The 26,958-nt window shown below is 56.8% G+C and carries 21 protein-coding genes; 10 read left to right on the top strand and 11 right to left on the bottom strand.

Translation table 11 applies throughout. The features are described 5' to 3' along the window. The first annotated feature begins 1,952 nt into the window (after positions 1–1,952). Together NNL38_RS02955 and NNL38_RS02950 are read left to right on the top strand one after the other, a co-directional pair. Entirely contained in the window at positions 1,953–2,183 is a 231-nt protein-coding gene (locus NNL38_RS02955) for a DUF2789 domain-containing protein (protein WP_255389573.1), read from the top strand. 28 nt (positions 2,184–2,211) lie between these two features. Continuing rightward, positions 2,212–2,496 carry a hypothetical protein gene (locus tag NNL38_RS02950; protein ID WP_255389572.1) on the top strand — a complete coding sequence of 95 codons (285 nt, stop codon included), beginning with the start codon at positions 2,212–2,214 and terminating at the stop codon, positions 2,494–2,496. Between the two features lie 68 nt (positions 2,497–2,564). Here the strand turns inward: NNL38_RS02950 and NNL38_RS02945 are convergent, their stop codons facing one another. Together NNL38_RS02945 and syd are read right to left on the bottom strand one after the other, a co-directional pair. Further along, positions 2,565–3,338 (bottom strand): Zn-ribbon-containing protein, encoded by a 774-nt coding sequence (locus tag NNL38_RS02945; RefSeq protein WP_255389571.1) that lies wholly within the window; start codon positions 3,336–3,338, stop codon positions 2,565–2,567. A 3-nt stretch (positions 3,339–3,341) separates the two neighbouring features. Further along, on the bottom strand, positions 3,342–3,896 hold the full coding sequence (gene syd / locus NNL38_RS02940) for a SecY-interacting protein (RefSeq protein ID WP_255389570.1): 555 nt from the start codon (positions 3,894–3,896) through the stop codon (positions 3,342–3,344). A gap of 63 nt (positions 3,897–3,959) precedes the next feature. Here syd and queF point away from each other — a divergent pair, with 63 nt between their 5' ends. From queF to xni, 5 genes are all read left to right on the top strand, one after another. Further along, on the top strand, positions 3,960–4,805 hold the full coding sequence (queF, locus tag NNL38_RS02935; RefSeq protein WP_255389569.1) for an NADPH-dependent 7-cyano-7-deazaguanine reductase QueF: 846 nt from the start codon (positions 3,960–3,962) through the stop codon (positions 4,803–4,805). Positions 4,806–4,910: 105 nt separating this feature from the next. Next, positions 4,911–7,190, top strand: coding sequence for a GGDEF domain-containing protein (locus tag NNL38_RS02930; RefSeq protein WP_255389568.1), 2,280 nt, complete (start codon positions 4,911–4,913; stop codon positions 7,188–7,190). Between the two features lie 130 nt (positions 7,191–7,320). Next, positions 7,321–8,880: a GGDEF domain-containing protein gene (locus NNL38_RS02925; RefSeq protein ID WP_255389567.1), complete on the top strand. Its 1,560-nt coding sequence runs from the start codon at positions 7,321–7,323 to the stop codon at positions 8,878–8,880. Positions 8,881–9,101: 221 nt separating this feature from the next. Then, entirely contained in the window at positions 9,102–10,475 is a 1,374-nt protein-coding gene (gene ppnN, locus NNL38_RS02920; RefSeq protein WP_255389566.1) for a nucleotide 5'-monophosphate nucleosidase PpnN, read from the top strand. A gap of 98 nt (positions 10,476–10,573) precedes the next feature. Next, positions 10,574–11,368 carry a flap endonuclease Xni gene (gene xni, locus NNL38_RS02915; RefSeq protein ID WP_255389565.1) on the top strand — a complete coding sequence of 265 codons (795 nt, stop codon included), beginning with the start codon at positions 10,574–10,576 and terminating at the stop codon, positions 11,366–11,368. Between the two features lie 120 nt (positions 11,369–11,488). On the opposite strand, the gene rlmM is transcribed toward xni, so the two are convergent. From rlmM to NNL38_RS02895, 4 genes are read right to left on the bottom strand one after another with little or no spacing between them, the layout of a single operon-like run. Beyond that, on the bottom strand, positions 11,489–12,571 hold the full coding sequence (gene rlmM, locus NNL38_RS02910) for a 23S rRNA (cytidine(2498)-2'-O)-methyltransferase RlmM (protein WP_255389564.1): 1,083 nt from the start codon (positions 12,569–12,571) through the stop codon (positions 11,489–11,491). Between the two features lie 9 nt (positions 12,572–12,580). Next, positions 12,581–12,964, bottom strand: a complete 384-nt coding sequence (locus NNL38_RS02905; protein WP_255389563.1) for a DUF423 domain-containing protein — start codon at positions 12,962–12,964, stop codon at positions 12,581–12,583. Continuing rightward, a complete protein-coding gene (locus tag NNL38_RS02900; protein WP_255389562.1) occupies positions 12,957–13,634 on the bottom strand; it encodes an alpha/beta fold hydrolase in 678 nt (225 codons plus the stop codon). Before NNL38_RS02900 ends, NNL38_RS02905 begins: the two co-directional genes overlap by 8 nt. Continuing rightward, positions 13,627–14,535, bottom strand: a complete 909-nt coding sequence (locus NNL38_RS02895; RefSeq protein WP_255389561.1) for a transcriptional regulator GcvA — start codon at positions 14,533–14,535, stop codon at positions 13,627–13,629. Before NNL38_RS02895 ends, NNL38_RS02900 begins: the two co-directional genes overlap by 8 nt. Before the next feature lie 387 nt (positions 14,536–14,922). On the opposite strand from NNL38_RS02895, the gene csdA reads away from it, so the two are divergent. Together csdA and csdE are read left to right on the top strand one after the other, a co-directional pair. Next, on the top strand, positions 14,923–16,143 hold the full coding sequence (csdA, locus tag NNL38_RS02890; protein WP_255389560.1) for a cysteine desulfurase CsdA: 1,221 nt from the start codon (positions 14,923–14,925) through the stop codon (positions 16,141–16,143). 23 nt (positions 16,144–16,166) lie between these two features. Next, the gene (gene csdE / locus NNL38_RS02885; protein WP_255389559.1) at positions 16,167–16,595 is read left to right on the top strand and encodes a cysteine desulfurase sulfur acceptor subunit CsdE; all 429 of its coding nucleotides are present in this window, start codon (positions 16,167–16,169) and stop codon (positions 16,593–16,595) included. A 101-nt stretch (positions 16,596–16,696) separates the two neighbouring features. Here the strand turns inward: csdE and tcdA are convergent, their stop codons facing one another. From tcdA to NNL38_RS02870, 3 genes are all read right to left on the bottom strand, one after another. Further along, entirely contained in the window at positions 16,697–17,500 is an 804-nt protein-coding gene (gene tcdA / locus NNL38_RS02880; protein ID WP_255389557.1) for a tRNA cyclic N6-threonylcarbamoyladenosine(37) synthase TcdA, read from the bottom strand. A gap of 81 nt (positions 17,501–17,581) precedes the next feature. Then, positions 17,582–18,676 (bottom strand): murein transglycosylase A, encoded by a 1,095-nt coding sequence (mltA, locus tag NNL38_RS02875; RefSeq protein WP_255389556.1) that lies wholly within the window; start codon positions 18,674–18,676, stop codon positions 17,582–17,584. Between the two features lie 201 nt (positions 18,677–18,877). Then, positions 18,878–19,297 carry a DUF2850 domain-containing protein gene (locus NNL38_RS02870; protein WP_255389555.1) on the bottom strand — a complete coding sequence of 140 codons (420 nt, stop codon included), beginning with the start codon at positions 19,295–19,297 and terminating at the stop codon, positions 18,878–18,880. Positions 19,298–19,536: 239 nt separating this feature from the next. Between NNL38_RS02870 and argA the strand changes: the two genes are divergently transcribed. After that, positions 19,537–20,862: an amino-acid N-acetyltransferase gene (gene argA / locus NNL38_RS02865; RefSeq protein WP_255389553.1), complete on the top strand. Its 1,326-nt coding sequence runs from the start codon at positions 19,537–19,539 to the stop codon at positions 20,860–20,862. Positions 20,863–21,112: 250 nt separating this feature from the next. Here argA and recD read toward each other — a convergent pair whose 3' ends face one another. Both recD and recB read right to left on the bottom strand, forming a co-directional pair. Then, positions 21,113–23,224 (bottom strand): exodeoxyribonuclease V subunit alpha, encoded by a 2,112-nt coding sequence (recD, locus tag NNL38_RS02860; protein ID WP_255389552.1) that lies wholly within the window; start codon positions 23,222–23,224, stop codon positions 21,113–21,115. Next, positions 23,217–26,891 carry an exodeoxyribonuclease V subunit beta gene (recB, locus tag NNL38_RS02855; RefSeq protein WP_255389551.1) on the bottom strand — a complete coding sequence of 1,225 codons (3,675 nt, stop codon included), beginning with the start codon at positions 26,889–26,891 and terminating at the stop codon, positions 23,217–23,219. Before recB ends, recD begins: the two co-directional genes overlap by 8 nt. Between the last annotated feature and the right edge of the window lie 67 nt (positions 26,892–26,958).

Below are 26,958 nucleotides of genomic sequence, written 5' to 3'. Positions count from 1 at the left end.
TACCGAGTCCTTCGGTGGTTCCCTTCACAGTCCATGTTCGATATACCGTCCTGGTACACCGGCCTCATCCTGAGACTGCCCAATTCCCTGGCAAAATTCCTGTTCCGTTCCGTCAGCTCCTTCCGACACCCTTAAGATTACGCAGTTTCAGCCGGAAAAGAACCAGGCCGACAGAAAAAATCTGTATTCGACATCTCACGGCCACCACAAAATAGATTGAAAATTATCTTAAATCAAAAGCTTATATTAAATATCATAGTACTTTGCCACACCCAACTTCCCGTTTATCCCACAACCTTGTGAGAGATCTCTTACAAACTCATGAGACAATCGAGAAATATTGTCCAGCTACGTACCCGCTGCCGCCCCACCTCAGCAAGGCAGTTTCTGATCCATAAAAAAACGGGCGTGACTTACGTCACGCCCTGAGGTCTTTCTGCAGCACTCCCGCCACGCTTGATGCTCCCTGCCGGCATCCTTGTTCTACGCATCCCTTTGCGACCGTCCCTGAACTCATCCCAGAGTGTCCTTTGGTCAAACCCTGACCCGCCGCCATCTCCGATGACAGCTCTCTCTTCCTTACCTGGCGGTGTCCCTTCACTTCTTCCTGAAGTAGTTCCTTAAAACACTATCCCAGTGCGATCCCTGACTTCATCCCGAAGCTGTTCCTGAAACACCATCCCGGTGCAATCCCTGGCTTCATCCCGAAGCGGTTCCTGAAAATGCCATCCCGGCACGGTCCTTGGTTCTTCCTGATCAGCCGGTATCCTACCTGCTGTCGATATCCTGCTCGTTCCTGCCATCCTGGCTGCCGGCCCACCTTGCCGGCAACGCCTCCTCCTGAGGTCAGTTCATCCTGAACTGCTGTGATCCATATGCCCCTTTCCCTGCGACACGAAACATATTACGCCTTTCGCCTGGCGGAACAACACAGCCATCTCTCCCTTCCTGTTCAAGCTGGCGATCAACACTGTAACAACAACAATAAATCACTGATTTAAAAAGATTTTTAAACAAGCCCCAGGTAAGTCTCGGCAATGAAGAACACCTTTTTCCCACAGTGATGTAAGAGATCTCTCACAGCCACCCTGGCATATGGGCAGTAAACGATTACATAAGCCCATCACCTGTTAAGCCAGGGTTAATGAAATGAATAAGCGCTGCGATGACAGCGGCGCTGAGGGTGGGTATTGAATGGCTGGCAAAACAGAACGGTAGCCCTGATGGAGGACATACTTAATGGAAGGCCGGGGAAATAGGATGACAAATCGAGCAGAGCAGAAAAGCCAGCTCCTGAATAAAGAAACGGGCGCGACTTTCGTCGCGCCCTTAGGTCTTACATGCAGCATTCCCGCTACGATAGTGCTCCCTGCAACATTCCGTTGTGTGCTGAATCCTTCAGCAATCCTTTTTTGTCTTCGTCCTAAAGATGTCCTTTGGTCTCCTGACCCGTCAGTCCATCCTGTCCTGACTCTCTCGACCATCCTGGCGGTGTCCCTGGCTTCTTCCTGAAGCAATCCTTGTGTCTTCCTGACCAGCAAACGTCCTGCCTGCTATACCGAGTCCTTCGGTGGTTCCCTTCACAGTCCATGTTCGATATACCATCCTGGTACACCGGCCTCATCCTGAGACTGCCCGTTTCCCTGGCAAAGTTCCTGTTCCGTTCCGTCAGCTCCTTCCGACAGGGTTCATCATACGGTTTCCTGGCCGCCGAACAACACCCGCACTTCTGCCAGGCAGGTGCCATTACAGGCAACCCTCAAGAAAAAAAGATAAATAACCAATAAAAACAAAAGGTTAAACACGAACCATGCGATATTCCCGCGCGCACGTTTTTACAATGTCCTACATCTGTGTAAGCGATCTCTCACAAGCACAGCAGATAACAGGACACAAATATTCTCTATACTTAGGCATAAACGGTGATGATAACTATGATAAAGGAGTGCGCAATGGAGACGTTCAATCACAATTTACCCAGCTTGTTCAATCAGTTAGGCATGAACAGCTCAAAAGAATCAATTGAGGAGTTCGTGAAAAAACATCACTTGGAAGCCCATGAGCAACTGGCGGACGCCCATTTCTGGCACCCCGCCCAGCAGCGATTTCTCAAAGAATCGGTGGCTGAAGATGCCGATTGGTGCGAAGTGATTGATCAACTGGATGCTTTGCTAAGAAAATAGCCCCTCTTTCACTACGTCAGGAAGCGTTATGTCATCCGAGATCACCCAGGCCCTGGAGCAAGCCATTGCCTCCCTTATTGCCGAAGGCAAGGAGCCTTCAGTCGCCTTGATCAAATCCCGCCTGTCCCGGCCACTACCGATGCCACTGATCATTCAGGCGCTGCAGGCCTGGAAGAAAAATGCCAGGGTGCCGAACATCGAGCAGACACCGGCGCCGCAGAATCAGGAGGCCCGTATTGCCCAGCTTGAGCAGCAAGTCGCATCACTGGCCGCAAGGCTGGAGCAGCTTGAACAACAATCGGGCTCATCATAGCACCGCTTGGTCGCACACTCTCCTAAGCAGCGTATCCGGCATCACCCGGATGCGCTGCTTGCCTGCAGTTACTGAAAATCCCACGACAGGTTCGACACAATGCGGCAGTCATCGCATTTATAGTGGAAAATGCCATGGAGTGGTTCTGCCTGGAACCAGGCGCCGCCGCACTTCGGACAAGGACGCTGCTGCTCCTGGGCCAGACTTTGTCCGCCCACCTGGTACTGGTAATAGTAAGTCGGGATCTTTGTCAGGTATTCAATCCGGCCGCGTAAGTCCCAACCACGCCGGAACAGATCGCTGTCGACATCGCGGATCTCGTGCAGCGCCGCATGCTCGGCCTGGCAACCGCCGGCCATCTGGATTTCATCGCAGGCCTGCCACTCGGTCTGCCATTTCACCACCGCTTTATGATCGCCGTTAAATGTTGCCGGAATGCGATAGAGCGGGATAGGCATCAGGGTCTCGCCGCAGCGCAGCGGCGAGCAGGTATGAACATAGGTGGTATAGATGATCTGCCACGACGGGGTAAAGTCCTCCGCCGCGGCTTCCGAATTGATATCCCGCCCCAGCAGTTTCACCTTCGGCGCCAGCAGGCTCGCCTGGCTCAGGCGCTTGAGGCAGGCTTTCACCTGCGCACTGTGGAACTCCGGGTGCAGGCTCTCTTGCTCGGGGCAAACCACCCGAACCCGGAACATCCCCTCGTCCATCACGATCGGAAACTCACGGCCGAGGATCTGGCCGTTATAGCGCAGTGCATCCATCAGGCCATTGACGGCAGCGTCAACTGCGGAAACGGTAGTGTTGTCAAAACACTCAAATTGCATCTCGATAACGTACATGGCTCAGCTCGCTCTCACCACCGGCTCCAGTTGCGCCAGGAAGCTCTCGACATCCGCCGCCAGCACCTCGCGCTGATCCTTGCCCAGCGTCTCCAGGATCACCTGGCCGGTCAGGTTGCAGATCGCCACCACTTGAGATTCGCTGTCCAGCGCGCCGATAAACACCGTCGGCTTTTGTTTCAGCCGGCGCTGCATCACCAGATGCCCCAGAATATTCTCCTGCAGTCGCTGCTCGTCGGAGGCACTGAAGGCCTGCAGCAAATCAAACGTCAGCGCCCGGAACCGGGCCGCCATATCACCGCTGTACTGGGCACCGTAAAAAACTTTAATGTCTTCGTGCAACCGCAGCTCAATGCCCCGCTCCACTGCCGCCAGATCGCCCATCGGCTCCCGCACGACCGGTTGCCAGGCCACCACATCCCCGGAATCTTGGATCACACAGGGCGAGTCCAGCCCCACCAGATCGTCACTGACCGGAAAATCGTGACCGGCATCACGCCAGGCCTGCAAAAAGCGCGCGGAGAACGCAGATAAAGCGTCCGCAACAGGATGATTCATTCGCAACCTCATTCAAGATTAAGTACACTTTGCACATTCTAATCCAAGAGTGTCCAGGACAGTATGAGCAAATATAAAGACGCTAAAGAATTAGCAGGTTTAACTCTCGGCCAGCGTACCGAGTACAAAGATCAGTACGACCCTTCACTGCTTCAGCCCGTGCCGCGCAGCCTCAACCGCGACGACCTGGATCTGGGCGAGTCGCTGCCTTTTACCGGCTATGATATCTGGACACTGTATGAGCTGTCGTGGCTAAACAGCAAGGGGCTACCTCAGGTCGCCATCGGCGAAGTGCGCCTGCCGGCCACCAGCCCGAATCTGATCGAATCGAAATCGTTCAAGCTCTACCTCAACAGCTTCAACCAAACCCGTTTTGACAGCTGGCAACACATTGCCGATACCCTGCAAAAAGATCTGTCGGCCTGTGCCGGCGCTGAGGTGGATGTCACCATCCAACCGCTGGAAGATTTTGATGACCAAGCCATCGTCAATTTCAGCGGCGAGTGCATTGACAACCAGGATATCGAGATCACCAACTATGATTTCAATCCGGCATATCTGGAAAACGCGGCCGAGGGTGAGGTGGTCACCGAAGAGCTGCACAGCCACCTGCTCAAGTCCAACTGCCTGATCACCAGCCAGCCGGACTGGGGCAGCGTGCGGATTTCCTACACCGGCAAGCAGATCAACCGCGAAAAACTGCTGCGTTACCTGATCTCATTCCGCAACCACAACGAGTTCCACGAGCAATGCGTCGAGCGGATCTTCACCGATCTGATGAAGTACTGCCGGCCGGAGTTGCTGACCGTGTATGCCCGCTACACCCGCCGCGGTGGCCTGGACATCAACCCGTACCGCACCAACATGGGCAAGACGCCAAGCAATAACTTCCGCTTAGCGCGTCAATAATCCCCAATGACGCAGAATAAGTCCGGCAAACCCGTGTCGTTTGCTGGACTTGGTTGCCGGAGCCAGTAATATTAGACCAACGTTTTTTAGGAATTTAGGAATACGATGAGTCTGAGCCGTTGGCTGGTAAGCGCGCTGGTGATCCTGGCCGCCTCTTTTACTTCGCACGCAAAAATCTATACCACGCCGATCCTGGCCGACGCCAACGAGCTGCTCCTCACCAGTCCGGAAAAATCCCTGGAGATGACCAACCGCTATTTAGCGCAGCGCCGTCTCAGTAATCCCAAAGAGCTCTCCCGGGTGCACGTGAATGACGAAACCGATCACACAGTGCGCACCCCGCTCAATACCATCAATGCGCTGCAGATCAAAGCCCGGGCCTACTCGTTGCTGAACCAGCCCGAGCAGGCGATTCGCGCCGTGCGCGAAGCCGAGCGGCTGGCGCAGGATAACACGCTGGCTTTTACGATTCTGGAAACCCGCCTGATCCATGCCCAGATTTTCTGGGAAAACCTGAAAAACAGCGCCACCGCGCTGCGGATGCTGGATAAAATCGACCAGGATATTGCCAAATCGGAAGCCCTGCAGCTGACCAAGCAGGTCAAAGTCTTGCAGTACCAGTCCGTGATGCTGCGGGCCGAAATCGCCTCCAGCCTGGAGAATGAGGGCGATGCCGAGAAATTATTCACCCAGGCCAAACGCTATCTGCCGTCGTTGGAAGAAAGCGGGGCGATGATTGAATACCAGCTGGCGCTGGGACAGCACTACCTGCGCCATCAGCACTATGATCTGGCGCTGGATCAATTGCTGGGCAGCCACTGGCTGGCGGTCGAGCAAGAAAACAACGCCATGGTGGCACAAACCAACCTGGCACTGGCGACCCTATTTGAGCAACGTAAGGTGTTTGACCGTGCCCTGGAGCACGCCACCCAGGCCGGCGAGTTCTTTGAGCACTTCGACCAGGCCCGCCCGTTGGCCAAAACCCTGGCGCTCATCGCCTCAATCTACGAACAACAGGGCCGTTTCAACCTAGCTCTGGTCCATTATTTCAACGCCCTGGATCAGGAAACCCGGCTCAATCACGATGCCCGATCGGCCAAGCTCCGGCTCCACATCGCCCGGGTCTATCTCCAGCTCTACAACTACCCGAAAGCCGAGCAGTACCTTCAACATACTCGCCAGTTGGCTAAGCAGAGCGGTAACGAAGCAATCCAGATCGAATCCCAACTGCTGCAAGGCCGCTTGGAACTGGCCCAGGGACGCACGGAAACCGCGGTGTCCACCTTACAGGCCGGACTAATCGCCGCCAGCCGGATTGGCGATCGTGATCTGCAACTCATGGGCGAGTCGGTGCTCTCTCATGCGTTCGAGCAGCAAAACGACTACTACAATGCCCTGCTCAGCCAGCGCCGCTTTGAACAGCTGTTTTCCAGCAAGCAGGAAGATCAGGTCAAGAGCAATGTCGCCGTATTCAAACAGCAACAGCGAATGCTGGAGCGCTCACTGGTACTCGAAGAGATGGAGCGCAAACAATTCGAGAGTGACAAAGCGCTGTATAAACAGAAAAATATCTCAATCGTGCTGGTCAGCATCCTGTCTGTCGTCCTGCTCGTGCTGCTCCGGCGCCACAAAACGGCCAAACTATTTCAAGAGCGCCTGCGCCTCCTGCGCACTGAGTTCTACACCCACCCGCGCAGCGGGCTACGCAACCTGCGGATGCTGACCATTCGCCTGCCGAACTCGCTGCAACAAAGCAGTGCCAACTTTGAGCAGTGGCACCTGGGTGAAATCATCAATGAGCCGCTCAGTGACCGGCTGCGATTCGCCCTGTTTGAAGTGCCGTCACTGAAACAAATCTACCTCGAGCACGGCTACCAGAAAGGGCTGGAGCTGGAGCGACAATTCGGCGAATACTTAAAAGCACAGGTGTGCAAACCTGCCCGGCTGTATCATTTCTCCGATGCCATGTTCCTCTATATTGAGCCGAACTCCCGCCTGGAAACCGCACCGGCACAGCTGGCCGACTCGATCCAGCAGCTGGTCGATAATTTCCTCATCAAACACCAACTGGACAACCAAGTGCGGATCGGCATGGCCGAATACCCATTCCTGCCCCGGGCCTATACCGCGATCAACGACCATGAGCTGCTGGATATTCTGCTGATGGCCGCCAATGCCGCCAGGCTGCTCAGCAAAAAAGAACCGGGCAGCCAGTGGGTCCACCTTAGCGCTATTGACGCAGCGCCGGCCGCCAGCTTTGCCTGCGACAATATCCGCAACGCCTGCCTGCAGGGGATTGATAACGGCCTAGTGAAAGTTCAAAGTTCGTCCGCCGAAGAGATCATCTGGAATAATGATCACGAATCTGACAAAAATATCAGCTAGAGTTCACCAGTTCTCTTTCTGATCATCGATAACAATGCAGTATTTTCGCTATTTTGTTAGTATGTTTCGTCCTGCCACAACTAAACTGCTGAATTAGAAGTGCGTTCATGCTGGGTAATGTGAATCTAACGTGACTGATATAACCGCCGTCGCCTCCGAAGTGAGTAAATTGAGGCTGCGTCTTGACCAGGCTCAACTCACCTATCGCGATGCCTCGCTGAAGGCGCGCCGCGAAATCGTGATATTGAAACGTTTGCTCAGCCGGTTATCCGTGGCCTGTCGCGGCCTGGACAGTGAGCTGGACCAGAAAATGGACCAACTGCGCACGGAGCTTGAGCAACAACGCGATGTCAGTCGTCTGATCCCCCGGCTGGCTGTGATTGAGCGCCTGGTGATCCGTCAGGCCAACTTTATCAATCAGGAAAACCATCAACTGGGGCAACAATGCCGCCAGAGCGGGGAAACCCTCAAGCGCGTGCACGGCCTGCCCGCCCAGTTGAAGCGCCAGCTACGTAACCTCCTCAGCCAGCCAGCTGATACCCTGGCCCAAACCCACCATCAGGCCATTCGCCTGATGGCGCTGTACGAACGGGCACTGAAGCTGACCGCGGTATCCAGCGATGCAATGGATAAAAAAGACGCCCTCGAGCACGATCTCCTGCTGCAACTAAGCGAGCAACTCCAGCATCTGATTTCGGAACTGGACTTCGACGGGGAAACCGGCGACAAGCTGCACTCGATCCGGAGTCAGCTGCTGCACGGCGTGGTGCCGCAAACCCTGGTCGAGCTGTCGCTGGACGTCCTGCGCCTGGTGGTTGATGGCACGCGCCAGGAACGCCACACCTCCCAGCAATTCCTCGACGGCGTCAACAGCGATCTGGCGACGCTGCAGAAAACCACCAGCCAGAGTGTCGAACAAAGCAGTACCCTGTATGAACATCGCAGCGCAATGACTGGCGAGCTGACGGAACTGGCCGGGCACATTCGCCAGGGACTGCAGGATCAGGATAATCTCGAGAACTGGCGCCCGACGCTGACCACCCTGACCAAGGAATTATTGGTGCTGGCCGAGCGCCACCGAGCGCTAGAGAAAAGGGAAAAAGCCCTGATTGAACAACTCGGCTACAACCAGAACAAGATCACCCAACTGTTCGAACAAACCCAAAGCTACCGCCAGCGCTTGCAGGATCAGGAACGCCGGATGTTCCTCGATCCCCTGACCCGGGTCTACAACCGGGCGGCCTGCAACGAGCGGCTGGAGCATGAGTACCGCCGCTGGCTGCGTTACCAGCACCCGCTGTGCGTCGCGCTCATTGACATCGATCAGTTCAAGGATATCAATGACAGCTACGGCCACCTGGCCGGCGACAAGATGCTGAAAATCATTGCCCGGGCGATCCGCCAGCAGCTTGGCGAAACCGAGTTCATCGCCCGTTTCGGCGGCGATGAATTCATGCTGCTCCTGCCCGATGCCAGCGAAGAAAGCCGCAACAAAACCCTGAGCAAAGTACGCGAAGCCATCACCCAGTTGCCGTTCCGGTTCAGGGAGCAGAACGTCTCCGTCTCGGTCTCGATCGGCGCGACAGTGTTTGACGGCAACGATACTCCAAGCGACGTCGTCGAGCGCACGGAAAAAGCCCTGCACAGCGCCCAGCAAACCGGTAAAGGCCGCATCATCTGGATCACCTGAATCTCCTGCCCGGTTATCATCTGACTCATCATTTACTGGTCAAATCGCATTTCTCTGTGTATGTTGAAATAACAGACTGATTTTTAAGACACCGATATCTCAACGATTGAGGTCTCAGGCTTAAAAACCCTCTGCGATGTTCTCTCTCCGGCTGGTTCAATACCGCATCCAATTATTCGAAATCATGAACGCAGCCGTTTATCTTGACCAGGGAGGTAACCATGATCACGCATATCAGTCCTGTTGGCGCGATGGATTTGCTGTCACAACTGGAAGTTGACCTGCTCAAAGCAACAGCATCCAGCGATTTGTACCGCCTGTACCGCAATTGCTCACTGGCGGTGCTCAACTCCGGCAGCCACACCGACAACTCCAAAGAGCTGCTGGAAAAACACAAAAGTTTTGACGTCAACGTGCTGCGGCGCGAGCGCGGGATCAAACTGGAGCTGATGAACCCGCCAGAGCACGCCTTTGTCGACGGCAAAATCATTCGCGGGATCCAGGAGCACATGTTCGCCGTCCTACGCGATATTATTTACGTCAATATGCATCTCGAGCAACGCCGAGACATCAACCTGACCAGTGCCCCGCATATCACCAACTTTGTCTTCAGTATCCTGCGCAACGCCCGAGTGGTTCGCCCCGGCCATGAACCCAACGTCGTGGTCTGCTGGGGCGGCCACTCGATCAATCCGGTGGAATATCAGTACACCCGGGAAGTCGGTCATGAACTGGGCCTGCGCGAGCTCAACATCTGTACCGGGTGCGGGCCGGGTGCGATGGAAGGGCCGATGAAAGGCGCCGCCATCGGCCACGCCCAGCAACGATTCCAACACAGCCGCTTCATCGGCTTGACCGAACCGTCCATTATTGCAGCCGAGCCGCCGAACCCGATTGTCAACGAACTGGTGATCCTGCCGGATATCGAGAAACGCCTTGAAGCCTTCGTGCGTTCCGGTCACGGTATTGTGATTTTCCCCGGCGGGGCCGGGACAGCCGAAGAGTTGTTGTACATCCTCGGGATCCTGATGGAACCGGAAAACGCCGATCAGCCGCTGCCGGTCGTGCTAACCGGGCCACGCGAGAGCGAGCCATATTTCCGCACACTCGACAGTTTTATCCGCGACACTTTGGGGGAAGATGCCACCCGCCATTACGAAATCGTCATCGATGACCCGGTCGAGGTCGCCCGGATCATGAAATCGGCGATGCCGATCATCAAAGAACACCGCCAGGCCACCGGGGATGCCTACAGCTACAACTGGTCGCTGAAAATTCCGCCGGAGTTCCAGCTACCGTTTGAGCCCAACCACGAAACCATGGCCGGCCTGGATCTCCATATGAATCAGCGGCCGGAGCACCTGGCAGCCAGCCTGCGCCGGGCCTTTTCCGGGATTGTCGCTGGGAATGTGAAGGAAGAAGGGATAAAACTCATCGAGCGCAAGGGGCCGTTCCAAATCAACGGCGACTTAGCGTTGATGAAACGAATGGACAAATTGCTCAGAAGTTTTGTCGAGCAACAGCGGATGAAACTGCCCGGCTCTCATTACGAGCCCTGTTACGAAATCCTCACCACCCCGATAGGCGGGAAATAGGTGGGAAATGACCCCAGCTCCCCGACCGGGGGTGACAGCTTCACGCACAGATGTACAATAAAGGGCCTGAGTCGGCCCTTTTCATTATCTGAAGTTCTATGTCTATCCATCTTGTCATCATTGATGCCCTGAACCTGATCCGCCGCGTCCATGCCGCCCAACCGGGTGAGCCGGATGTCCAGAATACCGCCCGGGTTTGCTGCCAAGCCCTGACTAAAATCATCGCCGTCAGTGAGCCGACCCATATCGTCGCCGTGTTTGATCACTTGGGAGAGGATCGGGGCTGGCGGGCCGAGTTGCTGCCGCGCTACAAAGAAGGCCGCAAGCCGATGCCGCCTGAACTGTTGGCCGGGATGGATCTCATTCAAGACGCCTTTATGGCAATGGGCGTTGACTCATTGCTCTCCGACGGGGATGAGGCCGACGACCTGATCGCCACTTTGGCCCTGAAAGTGGCCGATCACGGCCAGCAGGTCACCATCGTCTCGACCGACAAAGGCTACTGCCAGCTCCTGCGTCCGACCTTGCGGATCCGCGATTATTTCCAGCAACGCTGGCTCGACAGTCCGTATATCGAAAAAGAGTTCGGGGTGCGTCCTGAGCAGCTGAGCGATTACTGGGGCCTGGCCGGGATCAGCTCCAGCAAAATTCCCGGCGTACCCGGCATCGGCCCCAAGGCGGCAGTTGAGCTCCTCAGCCACTACCCCAGCCTGGAAGCGATCCTGGCTGCCGATGATCTCCCTGACAAGTGGCACAAGAAAATCGACCCATACCGCGAGCAAGCGACCCATTGCAAACAGGTCGCTGCCCTGAAAACTGACCTCCAGCTGGGCTTCAACCTTCAGGATATCCGCTTCCGTCAGGCGGTGACGAGCGAGGAGCCTAACGCCTGAGCACTTCGCGATTGTGCGATACCGCGAAGCCAAGGCAAGCAGTCACCAAAGCCACGCAACAAAAAACGCCGTCCTTTTGCAGTGACGGCGTTTTTGATTTAGCTGGATGCCGGGAGCGACTTAGTACGGTGCGCGATTGTCCAGACGCTGAATATGCACCGTGATTTCCTCGCGGTCATGATACAGGTGCTTGGCTTGGAGCTTGAACTTCACCCCATTCTCAATCAGGTACAGTTTCAGATTTTCGATATCCTGCAGCACCTCATCATAACGGCCTTTCATCGGCAGTTTGAGGTTAAAAATGCTCTCTTTGGCCCAGCCCTTGATCAGCCAGCTGCCCATCAGGTGCGCGACCCGGGCTGGTTTCTCGACCATGTCACACACCAGCCAGGTCACGTTCTTGCGCGGCGGCTCAAACTTAAACCCGTCGGCTTCATGATGCTTCACCTGGCCGGTATCCATCAGGCTTTGCGCCATCTGGCCATTATCCACTGCATGGACGAACATTGAGCGCTTTACCAGCTGATAGGTCCAGCCGCCCGGACAAGCCCCCAAATCCACCCCCCACATCCCGGAGGCCAGACGCGTATCCCACTCCTCGCGCGGAATAAACACGTGAAAGGCTTCTTCCAGTTTCAGGGTTGAGCGGCTCGGCGCATCGGCCGGGAACTTCAGGCGCGGGATCCCCATAAAGAACGCCGAATTGTTATGGCTGTACGAATAGCCGACAAAACAGCAACCCGGCGCAACAAAGCACAGGTGCAGTACCGGCTTCTTGGGATTGTCCTTGGCATACATGCCCCCTTGCTTGCGCAGGGCCTGACGCAGCGGCACCGTAAATTTGCGGCAGAACTTCAGCAGCTCCTTGGCTTCATTGGTATCCGGCGTCTCAACCCGCAGATCGCCACAGCGCGGGAAATCCGCCACGGCTTCCAGGATTGGGGAGATGCGATCGTCCGGCGGCAAATCAGCCAGCATCGGCACCACCGCCATCATCTGGCGGGCAAAAATCAGCTCTGAGAACGGCTGACGCTGAATAAACTGCTCCGCATCACCCGGCTGATAGAACTCGAACAACACATAACCGCTGTTATTCTTGACACGAGGAAAACCAAACAATTCCAGTGTATTGGCTTTGTCTTGAACTTCACCGGCACATTCCTTCTCAAAGCCGGGACGGCAGTACAACAGAACGTGATTCACTTTCTACCCTCAAGCTGAACGCCAGGCAGCTACCGCAAGGGCCACCCAGCCAATAATAAAACAGACGCCGCCCATCGGAGTGATGGGGCCAAACCACTTGATACCACTCAGCGCCAAGCCGTACAGGCTGCCGCTGAACAGCACAATCCCCGCCGCGAAAAACAGGGCTGCGTATAATACCGCTTTTGACGACAGAATGCGTGCCAAGATCACACAAGCAATGATCGCCAGGGTGTGCCAGGCCTGATATTGCACCCCGGTCTCAAACACGCCCAGCAGATACGGCGACAAGTGGCCTTTCAGGCCATGGGCAGCAAAGGCCCCGAGCGATACCGTCACCGCCCCGCTTAATGCGGCCAACACCAGTAAACCGCGGCTCCATCCATTAATCATTGACACATTCCTTGATAAACGCCGCCAACTGCGCAATCGCCAGCGCCAGGTTATCCGCTTCCGTATGACCGGATGCTTTGCGCGGTTTGAAGCTGTGATCGCCATCAGGTAAAAACGCGGTTTGCACCGTGTCAGCATAAGACCAGCCTTCCACTTCGGCGCGCGTACCAAAAGTATCCCGCTCGCCCTGCAAGATCAGAGTCGGCACTGCAATATCCCGCAGGTGATCGCCACGGAAGTTTTCCGGTTTCCCTGGCGGGTGAAACGGAAAGCCGAGACAAGCCACACCTTTGACCTGCTCGCGACAATCCTGCACCTCCGGCGTCTGTGCGGCAATCTCGGTGACCATCAAACTGGCCATCCGCCCGCCCATGGACTTGCCGCCAATCACCAGCTTACCGTCGGCGGCAAAGGTATCGATATGACGCTGAAAGTCCAGCAACAACTTAGGCTGGCGGTCCGGCGGCCGTTTCTTGCCGTCTTCCCGGCGTTTGACCATATACGGAAAATCAAACCGCACCACCCGGATCCCGTGCGCCGCCAGCCCCTCGGCCAGGGTGGTCATAAAAGCATGATCCATCCCGGCGCCGGCACCGTGAGCAAACAGAAACGTCGCTTGTGCCGCCTCAGCCGACGGACCGTCAATCAAATATTCAGCCAGCTCAGACATCCGGCATATCCTCCTGTTCACGGGCAGCTTTGGCCAGCACCCAGTCGCGGAAGATCTGGATCCGGCCGGTTTCCGCCTGCTTCTCCTGGCACACCAGGTAGAATGCATTCTTACTCACCAGCACTTCATCAAACGGACAGACCAGACGCCCGGCATCAAGCTCCGGCTGCGCCAGCACGTTATTACCCAGCGCAATCCCCTGACCATGCACCGCCGCCTGCAGCACCATAGTGGAGTGGCTGAAAATCGGCCCCTGATTGACATTCATACCATCGAGCGCCTGCTGGCGGACAAAGCTCTTCCACTCTTTGCGCGAAGTATCGTGCAGCAGGGTGTGATGCTTGAGGTCAGCCAGCGAGCGCAGCGGCTTGGGACCGGTCAGCAACATCGGCGAGCACACCGGCAGCAGGAACTCCTGGTAAAGCTTGTCGGCACGCAGTCCCGGCCAGTTGCCCCGGCCATAGTAAATGGCGACATCGACGTCGTCGGTCAGCGATCCCTCATCCAGATCGACCGCCTTGATCCGCACATCAATATCCGGGTGCTTCTCATTGAAATCCGCCAGGCGCGGTACCAGCCACTGGATGGCAAAACTAGGAGGTAAACTAATGGTTAACGCTCCTTTTGATCCCCGCTCCAGGACTTTATCCGTGGCATCAGAGATGGCCGAAAAGATGTCTTTGATGTCGAGAAAATAGCTCTGCCCTTCCTCGGTCAGCAACAGAGATCGGTTTCTCCGGCGAAATAATTTGAGCCCTAAAAATTCCTCCAGGGCTTTAATTTGGTGACTTACAGCAGCTTGTGTGACAAATAACTCTTCAGCTGCCCGGGTAAAACTCAAGTGTCGGGCGGCAGCCTCAAACACTTTGAGCGAATTCAACGGCGGTAAACGTCTCGACATGGCCTTCCTGCATTAGATTTTTTTATGCTAAACATTATAAATTGTCGATTGTTCAAGTGCTACATAAACCATATGATTTGCACCGCAACGGTGAGCGAGGCTTCGTTTTAACCGATCGTTTGACGAATTTTCACTCGAGTTGCGATGTTGTGTTTGCATATTGTCCGGGTTGTGCCGGACGGGTAGTCCATCTACCGTTTTTTACTTCCTGTATTTTTTGACCTGTCTGTCAAAGTTTCTGATTGGCACTGCGCCCCAACGCAGTGCTTTTTTTCTGCCTGCCCCTGGCACTCCCCCTATAATTACCAGTAACAAATGACCTTAGCCCTTGCTCTTGGCGCAAATAATGGCATGATCGCCTCCTTCTGATCAGCAATGTGACTCCCCATGACTGCGCAATTTGATATCGACATGATTCGCCAACAGTTTCCGGCCCTGGCCCAACAATGTCACGGCCAGCCCCTGGTCTATTTAGACAGCGCCGCCACAAGCCAAAAACCGCTGGTGGTGATCGAAACCATCCAGCGGTACTACAGCGGCCACAACGCCAATGTCCATCGCGGCAGTCACAGTCTGACTGCGGCTGCCACCGCGCAGTTCGAGCAGGCACGCACCACGGTACAACACTTTATCCATGCGGCACAACGGGAAGAGATCATCTGGACCCGCGGCGCGACCGAAGCCCTCAACCTGATTGCTCAGACCTACGCTCGCCAGCAATTACAACCGGGCGATGAGATCCTGGTCAGCGAGCTGGAGCACCACGCCAACATCGTGCCGTGGCAAATCGTCGCCGAACAGACCGGCGCCAAAGTCGTCAAGCTACCGATGCAACCGGACTGCACCCTGGATATGGCAGCCTTCGCGCAGTTATTGACGCCACGCACCAAGATCGTCGCCGTAGCCCATATCACCAATGTCACCGGCACCCGCAACCCGATTGAGTCCATCATTGCCGCCGCCCACCAGCAAGGCGCAGTGGTGGTGGTCGACGGTGCCCAGGCCGTGGCCCACGAAAAAATTGACGTGCAGGTGCTGGATGCCGACTTTTATGTCTTCTCCGGCCACAAACTCTTTGCCCCGGCCGGCATTGGTGTGCTGTACGGCAAGCGGGCCCTGCTTGATGCTATGCCGCCGTGGCATGGCGGCGGCAAGATGGTGGAGAAAGTGACCTTTGACGGCACCACTTTTTCCGACCTGCCCGGCAAATTTGAAGCCGGCACCCCGAATGTCGCCGGCAGCCTGGCCCTGGCAGCCGCCATTGACTGGCTGAGCGAGATTGACCACACCGCTGCCGAAGCGCATATTCACCGTCTGCGCCAGCTGGCCATTGACGGGATCCGGGAGATCGACGGCTTGCGGGTTGTCGGCCTGCAACCCGATGCCAGCCTATTCTCCTTCGTTGTCGAGGGTGTACATCACCAGGATATCGCCACCCTGCTCGATCAGCAGGGGATCGCCCTGCGCGCCGGCCATCACTGTGCCCACCCGATGCTCGATGCCCTCGGCCTGAGCGGCACACTGCGGGTATCACTGGCGCTGTATAACACCGAACAAGACGTTGCCCGCTTTGTCGCCGCACTGCACAAAGCCTGCGATTTACTTTAGGCTTTAGGTTGAGGAGAAAACGCATGACCTTACCAGCCCACCCATTCGGGACCGAGATCACCACCGACACCATTGTGGCCCAGATGCAGGCCGCTCAAGGCTGGGAAGACCGCTACCGCCAGGTGATCCAGCTGGGGAAAAAACTGCCGGCACTGCCGGAGGAATATAAACAGGCTCAATTGCTGGTCAGCGGCTGTGAAAGCAAGGTGTGGCTGGCCCACGAGCAACGCGGTGAAGTGTTTCACTTTGCGGCCGACTCCGATGCCCGGATTGTGCGTGGCCTGATCACCCTGGTGCTGGCGGCCTATGAAGGCCAAGATGCCGCAGCCATCCGCGACTTTGATATCGATGGCTATTTTGACCACCTGGGGCTGATGGCCCACCTGAGCCCGTCCCGGGGCAACGGCCTGAAAGCGATTGTCGAGCAGATCAAGCAACTGGCGGCGAGCTGATCGCTTCCGGCCCCTCCCCGCTCTCCAATAAAAAACGACCGCCGGTTGGCGGTCGTTTTTTATTGGCTTGATTCCAAGCCTGGGGGCTGACACCGCCGAAATTACTTCCGGTGCTTATCAATCAGCTTTTGCACGATGCGTGAAGCCGCGACAAAACCAAAGGTGGCCGTGACCATGGTCGCGGCACCAAAGCCGCTGGCGCAATCCATCCGCTTCGGCCCTTCAGCGGTGGCTTTCACATTGCACACCGAGCCATCAGCCTGCGGGTACTTCAGCTGCTCGGTCGAATAGACACACTCAATCCCGAACTTACGGGTTTTGCTGAAATTGTGGAACCGGCGCAGCATGTTACGAATTTTTGCCGCCAGCGGATCCTGAATTGTCTTGGTCAAATCGGCAATCTGGATTTGGGTCGGATCGGTCTGTCCCCCGGCCCCGCCGGTGGTGATCACCTTGATTTTGTTGCGCTTACAGTACGCCAGCAGCGCCGCTTTCGGCTTCACACTGTCGATGGCATCCAGCACATAGTCATAACGGCTGTCGATGTACTCCGCGATATTTTCCGGGGTAATAAAATCATCAATCAGATTAATCTGACACTCCGGATTAATCAGCCGGATCCGCTCGGCCATCACTTCAATCTTGCTCTGACCGACCGTGCCGCTCATCGCGTGGATCTGACGGTTAATATTGGTGACACAGACATCATCCATGTCAATCAGCGTCAGCTCACCAACCCCGGTCCGCGCCAGGGCTTCAGCTGCCCAGGAGCCAACACCGCCAATCCCAATCACACACACATGGGCCGCGCGGAGGATCTCTACTTCGCTGTTGCCGTATAAACGTCGGGTGCCGCCGAAGCGTTGGCTGTATTGGTCTGAAGCCGGGGTGTCTAATTCGCGCATAACTTTCAGTCGTTCAGAAAAAGAATGAGCGCGTTTTATACGCGCTCTGATCACAATTGTCCAGACTCGCGGCGAGCAGGCCTACTCCTGGGCGGTCAGCAACTGCGGCGCTGCCGCCGGGTGTTGCAGATCCAGCTTCCACACCCGGCCGAAATGTTTGTAATGGCCGGCATCGACCCCGGCCTGGGTGCCCATGCCGTGATAAAGGTCGAGGTGATTTTTCTTCACCGCGCCGCCGGTATCCAGCGCCATGAGTAATTTAAGCACATGCTGACCGTTCCAGTTACCGTCGCGGTCGAGCTGCGGCACTTCGGCGAGCAACACGCTGCCCATGGGTAAATAATCCCGGTCGGCAGCCACCGACGCATGCGCCTGTAGCGGGATCCCGGCGGTCCCCATCACATCCAGGCTGGCCTGCGGCTGGAAAAACACATACGAAGGATTCTGCTCCAGCAGCTCGCGGACAGTGTCCTCATCCTGCTGTTTAACCCAGTCTTCAATCGCCTTGAGCGACATCTTCTCGCGCGGCACTTCATCACGCTCGATCAGCACCTTGCCGATACTCACGTACGGATGACCGTTCTTGCCGTTGTAGGCAAAGTACTGCAACTGATCATTATCTTCAAAATGGACAAAGCCACTGCCCTGCACTTCCATCATAAATATATCCAGCATCGATGCGCTGTAGCCCAACTCCAGCCCCTGCCCCTCAAGCGCCCCGGCATAAATTTCGGCCCGGGTCGGACACTGCTGCTCACAAGCCGGCATGGCGTAGACCGGATAGCGGAAAATCGGGTCCGGCTCATGGCGCAGCTCAATCACCGGCGAGAAGTACCCGGTAAACATGACGTTACCGTAACCGTCACCGCCGCCCATCTGGGCTGCCTCAATCCCGAAATTACCCAGCGCCGCCGGATCGCCGCCCTGTGCGATCCATTGTTCCAGTTGCTGATACAGCATTTCATACTGCGCTGCCATAGACGGCGAGCGTTCCAACACCTTCACCATCTGGCCGCTAAACTGACTGAAGTCGCGGGACTTATCAGAGCTGATAACCGGCACCGGGTTTAGCACCTGCTCAAATTCACCATCTAAATACTGTTGGCCGCGGTCGGTGGGTTTGGCGCATCCGGCCAACCCCAGAATCATCATTGCAATTGTTGCTTTACGAAGCACAGTCAAAAACCTATGAAATAAAATAAAGCGCTGTTGCTGAGTATGCCCAAAGCGTCCAACGCAAGAAAGAGGGGATAGTTTACAAAAGATGTCCGGTCGGATGTCAGCGGGATGTGATAGAAAGCAAGGAGATCCAGCAAAGCGCAATTGACGCAAGAGCGGATAGCTCACCACCTTGCCAGATCGTTATTAAAATGAGTATTACAGCCGCATTTCCTGTCGCGCAGCTTTGATGTCTCTCAGCGTCGTGCCCTGGCGGGTAAAGGAGGAGATATAGTGCGCCGGCTGCTGGCGGATAAACTCACCCGGCAGATAGGTGTAGATATAGAGATCTTCGCCACGGCGATAGCTCAAGGTGGTACCGTCCCATTCATAACGGGTACTCACCTGGCGGCCGTTGACAAACACCCCTTCCGGGCGCAGCTCAAACTGCTCCGCCACATAAGGCGCGACATTGCGCTCGACCCAGACCCCATTGATATTAATATCAGTACCACCGAAGCCGCCCAGAAATTCCCGCCCGATCGCCCCCATGGCCATCAGCGCCGAGAAAACCAGTCCGGTGGATACCACCGCGAGCAACAGGGTTGCTTGCAATGTTTTGTACTGAACTTTTGTCATTCCGAGCCTAACTACCTATTATTAAAAACAATATACCTCATTCCTTGAATAATTCAGGGAAATCCCGTGCTTGTCATACAATAACGAGATCTTGTATCCAAAAATCATGCACCCCAAATTTCATTTTGCTTGAAGTTAAAGGCATAGTTAGCCAATAATACTGAATACTTATACACCCATCGCTCATTAGGGTTCCCCTCCAATCGCTAATGACCGCGACCAATCATGGATGTTGCACAGTGAAGCTCAGAAGTACTGATCTGGTGAAGGAATTTCGCCAATCCGCCCCCTATATGCACTCCCACCGCGGGAAGACCATCATTGTAATGCTTGGGGGAGAGGCGATCGCCCACAGTAATTTTGCCCATATCGTCAATGACATTGCCCTGCTCAACAGCCTGGGTCTGCGGATTGTCCTGGTGTACGGCGCCCGGCCGCAAATCACCCAGCAAATTGAATCGCACGGCTTCACCACGCCCTATCACAAAGGGGTACGGATCACCGATGCCCGCGCCCTGGAGCTGGCCAAACAGGCCGCCGGCCAGTTGCAGCTCGATATTACCGCCCGCTTTTCGATGGGGCTGAATAATACCCCGATGGCCGGAGCGCAGATCAATGTGGTCAGCGGCAATTTCGTTATTGCCCAGCCGTTAGGCGTCGATGACGGGGTCGATTATCACCATAGCGGCCGGGTGCGCCGAATCGATATCGAAGGGATTCGCCGCCAGTTGGATCAGCGGGCGATTGTCCTACTGGGGCCAATCGCCAGCTCGGTGACCGGCGAATGCTTTAACCTGACCTCGGAAGAGATTGCCACCCAGTTGGCGATCAAAATGCAGGCCGATAAGCTCATCGGCTTTTGCTCTGAGCAAGGCGTATTAACCGAAGACGGCAGCGTGGCGTCGGAAATGCTGCCGAGCGAAGCAGAAGATGCACTCCAGAAACTGATCGCCCGCGGCGCCGCCGGCAGCGGAACCGGGCGCTTCCTGCGCGGGGCCATCTCCGCCTGCCTGGCCGGTGTCCCCCGCAGCCACCTGATCAGCTACAAAGAAGACGGTGCCCTCATCCAGGAGCTGTTCTCGTTTGACGGGATCGGGACCCAAATCGTGATGGCCAGCGCCGAGAAAGTCCATCAGGCGGGGATCAATGATATCGGCGGGATCCTAGAGCTGATCCGCCCGCTGGAGCAGGAAGGACTGCTGGTGCGCCGCTCCCGGGAGCAGCTGGAGCGGGAGATCGAACAGTTTACCATTATCGAGCGTGACAGCCTGATCATCGGCTGCGCGGCCCTGTATCCGTTTGAAGAAGAGAAAATGGCAGAGATGGCCTGCGTGGCCATTCACCCGGATTACCGTGATGGCGACCGCGGTGTGCTGCTCCTCAACCGCCTCCGGCAACAGGCCAGGGCCCAGGGACTGACGCAAATATTTGTCCTGACCACCCGCAGCCTGCACTGGTTCCGGGAGCAGGGCTTTTACGAGTGTGATGTCGAGCAGCTACCGATGGCGAAAAAAGCACTGTATAACTTCCAGCGCCGCTCCAAAATCCTGATGCTGGATCTCTAATACCAATCAAAGTAAGTCTGTGATCAGAAATAGCGCAGGAAAAATGTTTGAGAACAAGGCAGAACTTTTTGATAAGTAGTTATTCTACAATCAAAAATTGTAACGCAGTTATCGAGCATTTTAACAAGCTAGGATGACCCGTTATTTACTGCGATTGGGATAACAAGACAAAAGCGCAGCTCAGGTTTCCCCGAGCTGCGCACTCTCTTTGGTGACGTCACTTCGACACGCAGCGACGAATAACGTTCTTTTACGCCAACAACTGGGCCAGACCACTGGCCCGCTCGGTCCGCAGTCGCACCGCACGACTGACCACCTCCGGCTGGGCGTACAGATACAGATTTTTCTTGGCCCGGGTCACCCCGGTGTAGATCAGCTCACGGGTCAGGATCGGGCTGAACTCGGCCGGCAACACCATCAGGGTATCAGCAAATTCCGAGCCCTGGGATTTATGGATCGTCATCGCGTAGACGGTTTCATGCTCTGGCAACCGGCTCGGCAGCACACCACGGATCGAGCCATCCGGCATTTCAAAAAACACCCGCAGCCGACGCTCGCCGCTCTCTGGATCCGCCGCCGGATCGCGCATCACGATGCCGATATCGCCGTTATACAGCCCGAGGCCGTGATCATTGCGGGTGATCATAATCGGACGCCCCAGATACCAGGTTTCATCGTCCGGTTTGATCCGACCTCGTTTCGCCAGCGCTCGCTCAATACGCTGGTTCAACCCGGTGACGCCGAAATCCCCATCCCGCAGCGCGCACAGCAGACGCGCCTGTGAAAATGCTTTGAGTACGTCGCCCGGCGGCAAGTCGTCCCGGATCCCATCGAGATAATTGATATAAAAGGTCACCGTCCGGTTGATCATCGCCTGGTAATGGTCAGTGGTCAGCGGATGGAATTGAATATCCGCATAGCCCTGCTGCCACACCTGATCTACCAAATGCGGCTGACCGGCGTTGATCGCTTTGGCCAGCTGACCAATACCGGACTGAGCATGGAAGCGGTAACTTTTTTGCAGCATACACAGGCTGTCGCTCACCACACTCTGCTCGCCATTCCCGGGGGCAAACGCAAACCCGGTCAACTGACTGAGCAACTGGCTGTGCGCCGGGCTGTAGCCTTGCCCGGCAAAGGCGCAGATATCCCCCAGCACCGCACCGGCTTCCACCGACGCCAGCTGATCCCGATCACCGAGCAGGATCAGCCGGGCATGCGGCGGCAGCGCATCCAGCAAACGCGCCATCATCGGCAAATCGACCATCGAGGCTTCATCGACCACCAGCACATCCAGGTGCAACGGGTTGTCGCGGTGATGACGAAACGCCACCCGCTCGGGGATCGCCCCCAGCAGGCGGTGTAAGGTACTGGACTGGGTCGGGATCGCTTCCTTCACCGCCGCGTCAACGGTCAGCGAGGCCACCGCCGCACCAATGGATTCGGTCAGTCGTGCCGCCGCTTTACCGGTCGGCGCCACTAGCTTGATCTCCGGCAACTTGGTTTCCGGCAACAGCATCTGGCCCTGTGGATCACGCTCGCCCTGTTGCATCGCCTGAGTCACCAGCGCGGCCAGCAGCTTAGCAACCGTGGTGGTCTTTCCGGTCCCCGGTCCGCCGGAAATTACCGCAAACTGCCGGGTCAGGGCCACCGCCGCCGCGACTTTCTGCCAGTTCAAGCAAGCCGACAGCGGGATCAGGGCATCCAGCGCGGTTAAATCCTTCACCTGCGTCGCCGACGTCAGCACCGCATCAATCACGGCCCAGTCCAGTGACTCCGGCGCCACCACGTCCAGCTTGTCACACACCGCCAGCTGCCGGGCCTGCGACGAGTCGGATGATGACCCCCGCAACTGTTGCAAGTCCTGAAACAGGTAGGCATAACTACGCGCAAACAGGGTATCCAGCTCGGTCGCCATCTGGGCGCTCTCGGCCATTTCAGTGGTCACGCCCTGCGCCGCCTGGCGCAACCGCTGCGCCACCGTCTGCTCATATTGCCAGTAGCGATGGAGATACAAGCGGCCCTGAGCCAGCACCAGCGGCGTCGCTTCGCTGCCGTCCGACACCGCCGCGGATGCCCCCAACAGATTTTCCCACTCCCCGATAGCAGGTAATCCTTCACTCAGCTGAGCGCTCAACTCACGATTGAGGCCAAACAAGTGCTGCCCGTCGAGCCGGGCCAGCGGCAAACAGACATGGCCGCGCCCCAGCTCGTAACTCGCCAACGCAGCGGCCAAGGTGATCAGAGGCTGAAGTGTTTCGGGATCTTCGGCCGCAACGGAGGTGGCAATAAAACGGGCAAACTGTGAATCCAGCGGACGGATAGCCCCCAGTCGGGTCAGTGATTCAAGCTGTTTAAGCATCGAGGGATTCTCCGTCAATCAGGGTTTCCAGTTCTTCAAGCAATGCCAGACTCGGGCGGGCATTGAAGATCCCGCTGGTCCCATCGGCCTGCATCCCGCGCAGGAACAGGTAATACACGCCGCCAAAATGGCGATCATAGTCATAATCTGCCTTGCGGCTTTTGAGGAAGCGATGCAGCGCCAGGGCATAGAGTTGGTACTGCAAGTCATAGCGGTGATCCCGCATCGCCTCATTGAGCTTCTCGCCGCGATACACCTCAGGATCATCGCCCAGGTAATTGGATTTCCAGTCCAGCACGTAGTAGCGCCCCTGGTACTCAAACACCAGATCGATAAAGCCTTTGAGCATGCCGCTGACGGTGGCAAATCCCAGCTCGCCGGCCCGGGCTGAAAGCGGGTCATGGCGGGCGATCACCTTATTCAGCAGCGGCGCCGACAGGACGTTAATCGGCAGCATGAATTCCATTTCGGTCAGGCGCTGCGAGGCCGGGAGCGTCCCCAGGCACATGGCCTCACCATCGAGCGGGCAGCGCAGCACATCGGCGATCAGTTGCTGCAGCACCGGCAGCCAGGCGGCGTCATAGTTCTCCAGCCGCAACAGGGCCAGGATTTTCTCCCGGGTCGCTTCGCTGTCAACCGGCGCGGTAAACTCGATCTCCTCAAACAGGGTATGCAGGAACGTCCCCGGCCGGGCACCGCGCGGGAAGGTGTAAATCGACAGCTGCTGCGCTTCCGCCTCGCCGTCTTCGGCCTGCTGCTCGCCGGAGGAGTCGGTATCAAAACCTGGCATCTCGAACGAAGCATCATGGTTATGGTGGCCCTGCTTGATGAGGCCAGAATAACTGGTGATCCACCAGTTGCGCTCAATTTGCTGCTGGAAGGTCGCCGCAGCCAGTTCCGGCGGCTCACTTTCAACCGGCGTCCACGCAGTTTCCGGCAACGCAGGCGGCGTTGTCACTGCAATCGAGGCACAAGCCGAAGCCAGCTTCAGCAATGCCTGCTCCAGCTCGGCTATCCCGCCTTCCTGACCATCCTGAACCAGCCAGCCGATGGCCGACTGGTGCAGCCCGGTCGGCTCCTTGCGACTCAGGCCGTTGCGCAGCGGCGCCATGCCGATATAACAGCCGTAAACGGCGCGGGTCAGCGCCACATACATCAGCCGCAAATCTTCCGCCAGCCGCTCCTGCTCCGCCAGGGCGAGGCTCTCTTCCTGCCCGGTGACATCCAGCACCGCCTGCTGGGTCACTTCATCGTGAAACAACGCGGTGTCCGCCGCCCGGTAGCCACAGACAAACGGCAGGAAGACGAGATCATATTCCAGCCCCTTGGATTTGTGGATGGTGACGATTTGCACCAGATTGCGATCCGATTCCAGCCGTAACTGCTGCTCATCAACATCGCCGTTCGGCATGTCGATGTGCTCGGCCAGCCAGCGGATCAGGCCGTGGTCGCTGTCGAGGGTCTGGCTCGCCTGTTGCAACAACTCGCCGAGATGGAGAATGTCGGTCAGGCGCCGCTCGCCGCCGTTTTCGGCCAACAGCCGCTCCGGGATCTGGCGCTTGGTCAGCACCTGTCGCAGCATCGGCAACACCCCACGGGTTTGCCATACTTTGCGATACTCGCGAAACTCAGCAACCTGCTGCTCCCACTTCTCTTCGCTGACATTGAGTTCATCGAGCTGGCGGGCACTGAGCGCAAACAGCCCGGAGGCGAGTGCCGCACGTAATGCCCGCTCATCTTCCGGGATCAGGACAGCAGCCAGCAACCGTTGCAGATCCTGAGCTTCGGCGCAGGCAAAAACGCTGTCGCGGTTCGACAGGTAGACACTGGCAATCCCCTGCGCAGCCAGCGCCTGACGGATCATCGCCCCTTCGTTGCCGGTACGCACCAGCACCGAAATATCACTGGCGCGGATCGGCTGGCTCTCCTCGCCGTCCATCAGTTTGGCGTCGCCCTGCTGTGACAAGGTCAGGATGCGTTGGATCTCAGCGGCAGTCGCCGCTGCCATTACCTGCTGATAGTCGCCTTTTTTGACCGGTACATCGGCCTCCTGAGACCAGAAGGTCAGGGCCGGCTGCTTGCAGCCTGCCAGCTGCCAGCTGCGATTGCCCGCTTTCGGACTGTACTTGACCGGCAGGAAGGTGATGTCGAGATCGTAGATAAACGGCCGGGATGGTTGTTCAAAAATGCAATTCACCGCGGTGACCATTTCAGCGGTCGAGCGCCAGTTGGTGCCCAGGGTGTAGTGAGCACTAACCTGACGTCGGGCACGGATATAGGTAAAGATATCCGCCCCCCGGAAGGCATAAATGGCCTGCTTGGGATCGCCGATCATAAACAGGCCGCAGTCCGGCGATTGTGCCGCCATGTCCACCGACACTTCGGTTACATCGGCTGCCTGCGGGCGCTGCTCGCCGTACACGGTATTGAAAATGCTGTATTGCAGGGGATCGGTATCCTGAAATTCATCGATCATTGCTACCGGGAACTGGCTGCGGATCCGCGCCGCCAGGCTGCCATCAGGGTCATTGGCCAGCGCGGCAGCCAGCTGGGTCAGCAGATCATCAAATGACAGCCAGCCTTTGCGCTGCTTGGCTTCAGCCAAGAGCTGGCGACACTCGCGAATGGCATGGGCCAGCAAGGGATCCCTGACATTGGGTTTGTTTTCGAGTAATTCATCAATCGCGACAAAGACCGGATGCTGCGGCGGATTACCTTTGCTGGTTTTCTCCACCAACACCTGCTGCGAGAACTTCTCCAGCGCCTTGGGCAGACGGTAATCCGTGGTGTCCTGATCGGCCCAGGCCCCCACTTCCGCCAGCGCTTTCGGCAAGCTGGTTTTGGTATAGCTGCGCTTGTTCACGCCGGAGTCAGCAATCAGGGCCTGAAAGTCGGCGGCATCGGCCCGCCACAGCTGCTTCACCTGCTCAATGCGAGCGATATTCTGTGCATGCAGCTGCTCCAGGGAGCCGGACAGCTCGGGAGCCCGGATCGCAACCTCCGCGCCCGACAGGAACAGGTTAATGTCTTTTAACAGTGCACCCGGCGAGGCCCAGATGCTGCGTACTTCAGACGCCAGGGTGCGAGACAGCGGGTAAAAATGGCGACGCCAGTAATCGGCCACCACCTGCGCCCGCAACTGACTCTCTTCGGTCACAAATTCATTGTCGAACAGGCTGCCGGATTCAAAGGCATTCTGGGTCAGCATCCGCTGACAAAATCCGTGAATGGTAAAAATCGCCGCCTCGTCCATCTGCCGCTCCGCCTGAAGCAGGATCGCCGCAGCCGCCTTGTGATCCGGGATCTCATCCAGCAACGGGGCAATCACCGGATCGTTGCTCTGGCCGCGATTAAAGGCCAGACGGGCATCGTGGATCCGCCGCCGGATCCGATCGCGCAGCTCAGCCGTGGCAGCTTCGGTAAACGTCACCACCAGAATTTGATCGACCGGCAATTCGCGCGGAAACCGGCTGACAGGATCGCCATGGCCGAGCAGCAGGCGCAGGTAGAGACTGGCAATGGTAAAGGTCTTCCCGGTCCCGGCCGAGGCTTCAATCAGCCGGTTGCCGTGAAGCGGAAACGTCATCGGCTCCAGCGCCTGCGGCGTGGTGCTCGCGACTGCCGAACCGTCCTGAAGATGATCTGCTGATGTATGTTGTTGACTCATCGGATACATGCGTTCCTGTTATGGCCCGAAACCCTGTTCGTCCAATATATTTTTTTGTGATCAGGGG

The sequence above is a fragment of the Photobacterium atrarenae genome (assembly GCF_024380015.1).
Lineage (GTDB): Bacteria > Pseudomonadota > Gammaproteobacteria > Enterobacterales > Vibrionaceae > Photobacterium > Photobacterium atrarenae.
Note: the sequence above shows the minus strand (reverse complement) of the source record. Positions and strands in the feature narration are given on the sequence as shown.

What these genes read in the sequence shown, in the direction of transcription:
- NNL38_RS02955 (WP_255389573.1), top strand. Translation starts at nt 1,953, where the DNA reads ATGGAGACGTTCAATCACAATTTACCCAGCTTGTTCAATCAGTTAGGC.
- NNL38_RS02950 (WP_255389572.1), top strand. Translation starts at nt 2,212, where the DNA reads ATGTCATCCGAGATCACCCAGGCCCTGGAGCAAGCCATTGCCTCCCTT.
- NNL38_RS02945 (WP_255389571.1), bottom strand. Translation starts at nt 3,338, where the DNA reads ATGTACGTTATCGAGATGCAATTTGAGTGTTTTGACAACACTACCGTT.
- syd (WP_255389570.1), bottom strand. Translation starts at nt 3,896, where the DNA reads ATGAATCATCCTGTTGCGGACGCTTTATCTGCGTTCTCCGCGCGCTTT.
- queF (WP_255389569.1), top strand. Translation starts at nt 3,960, where the DNA reads ATGAGCAAATATAAAGACGCTAAAGAATTAGCAGGTTTAACTCTCGGC.
- NNL38_RS02930 (WP_255389568.1), top strand. Translation starts at nt 4,911, where the DNA reads ATGAGTCTGAGCCGTTGGCTGGTAAGCGCGCTGGTGATCCTGGCCGCC.
- ppnN (WP_255389566.1), top strand. Translation starts at nt 9,102, where the DNA reads ATGATCACGCATATCAGTCCTGTTGGCGCGATGGATTTGCTGTCACAA.
- xni (WP_255389565.1), top strand. Translation starts at nt 10,574, where the DNA reads ATGTCTATCCATCTTGTCATCATTGATGCCCTGAACCTGATCCGCCGC.
- NNL38_RS02905 (WP_255389563.1), bottom strand. Translation starts at nt 12,964, where the DNA reads ATGATTAATGGATGGAGCCGCGGTTTACTGGTGTTGGCCGCATTAAGC.
- NNL38_RS02900 (WP_255389562.1), bottom strand. Translation starts at nt 13,634, where the DNA reads ATGTCTGAGCTGGCTGAATATTTGATTGACGGTCCGTCGGCTGAGGCG.
- NNL38_RS02895 (WP_255389561.1), bottom strand. Translation starts at nt 14,535, where the DNA reads ATGTCGAGACGTTTACCGCCGTTGAATTCGCTCAAAGTGTTTGAGGCT.
- csdA (WP_255389560.1), top strand. Translation starts at nt 14,923, where the DNA reads ATGACTGCGCAATTTGATATCGACATGATTCGCCAACAGTTTCCGGCC.
- csdE (WP_255389559.1), top strand. Translation starts at nt 16,167, where the DNA reads ATGACCTTACCAGCCCACCCATTCGGGACCGAGATCACCACCGACACC.
- tcdA (WP_255389557.1), bottom strand. Translation starts at nt 17,500, where the DNA reads ATGCGCGAATTAGACACCCCGGCTTCAGACCAATACAGCCAACGCTTC.
- NNL38_RS02870 (WP_255389555.1), bottom strand. Translation starts at nt 19,297, where the DNA reads ATGACAAAAGTTCAGTACAAAACATTGCAAGCAACCCTGTTGCTCGCG.
- recD (WP_255389552.1), bottom strand. Translation starts at nt 23,224, where the DNA reads ATGCTTAAACAGCTTGAATCACTGACCCGACTGGGGGCTATCCGTCCG.
- recB (WP_255389551.1), bottom strand. Translation starts at nt 26,891, where the DNA reads ATGAGTCAACAACATACATCAGCAGATCATCTTCAGGACGGTTCGGCA.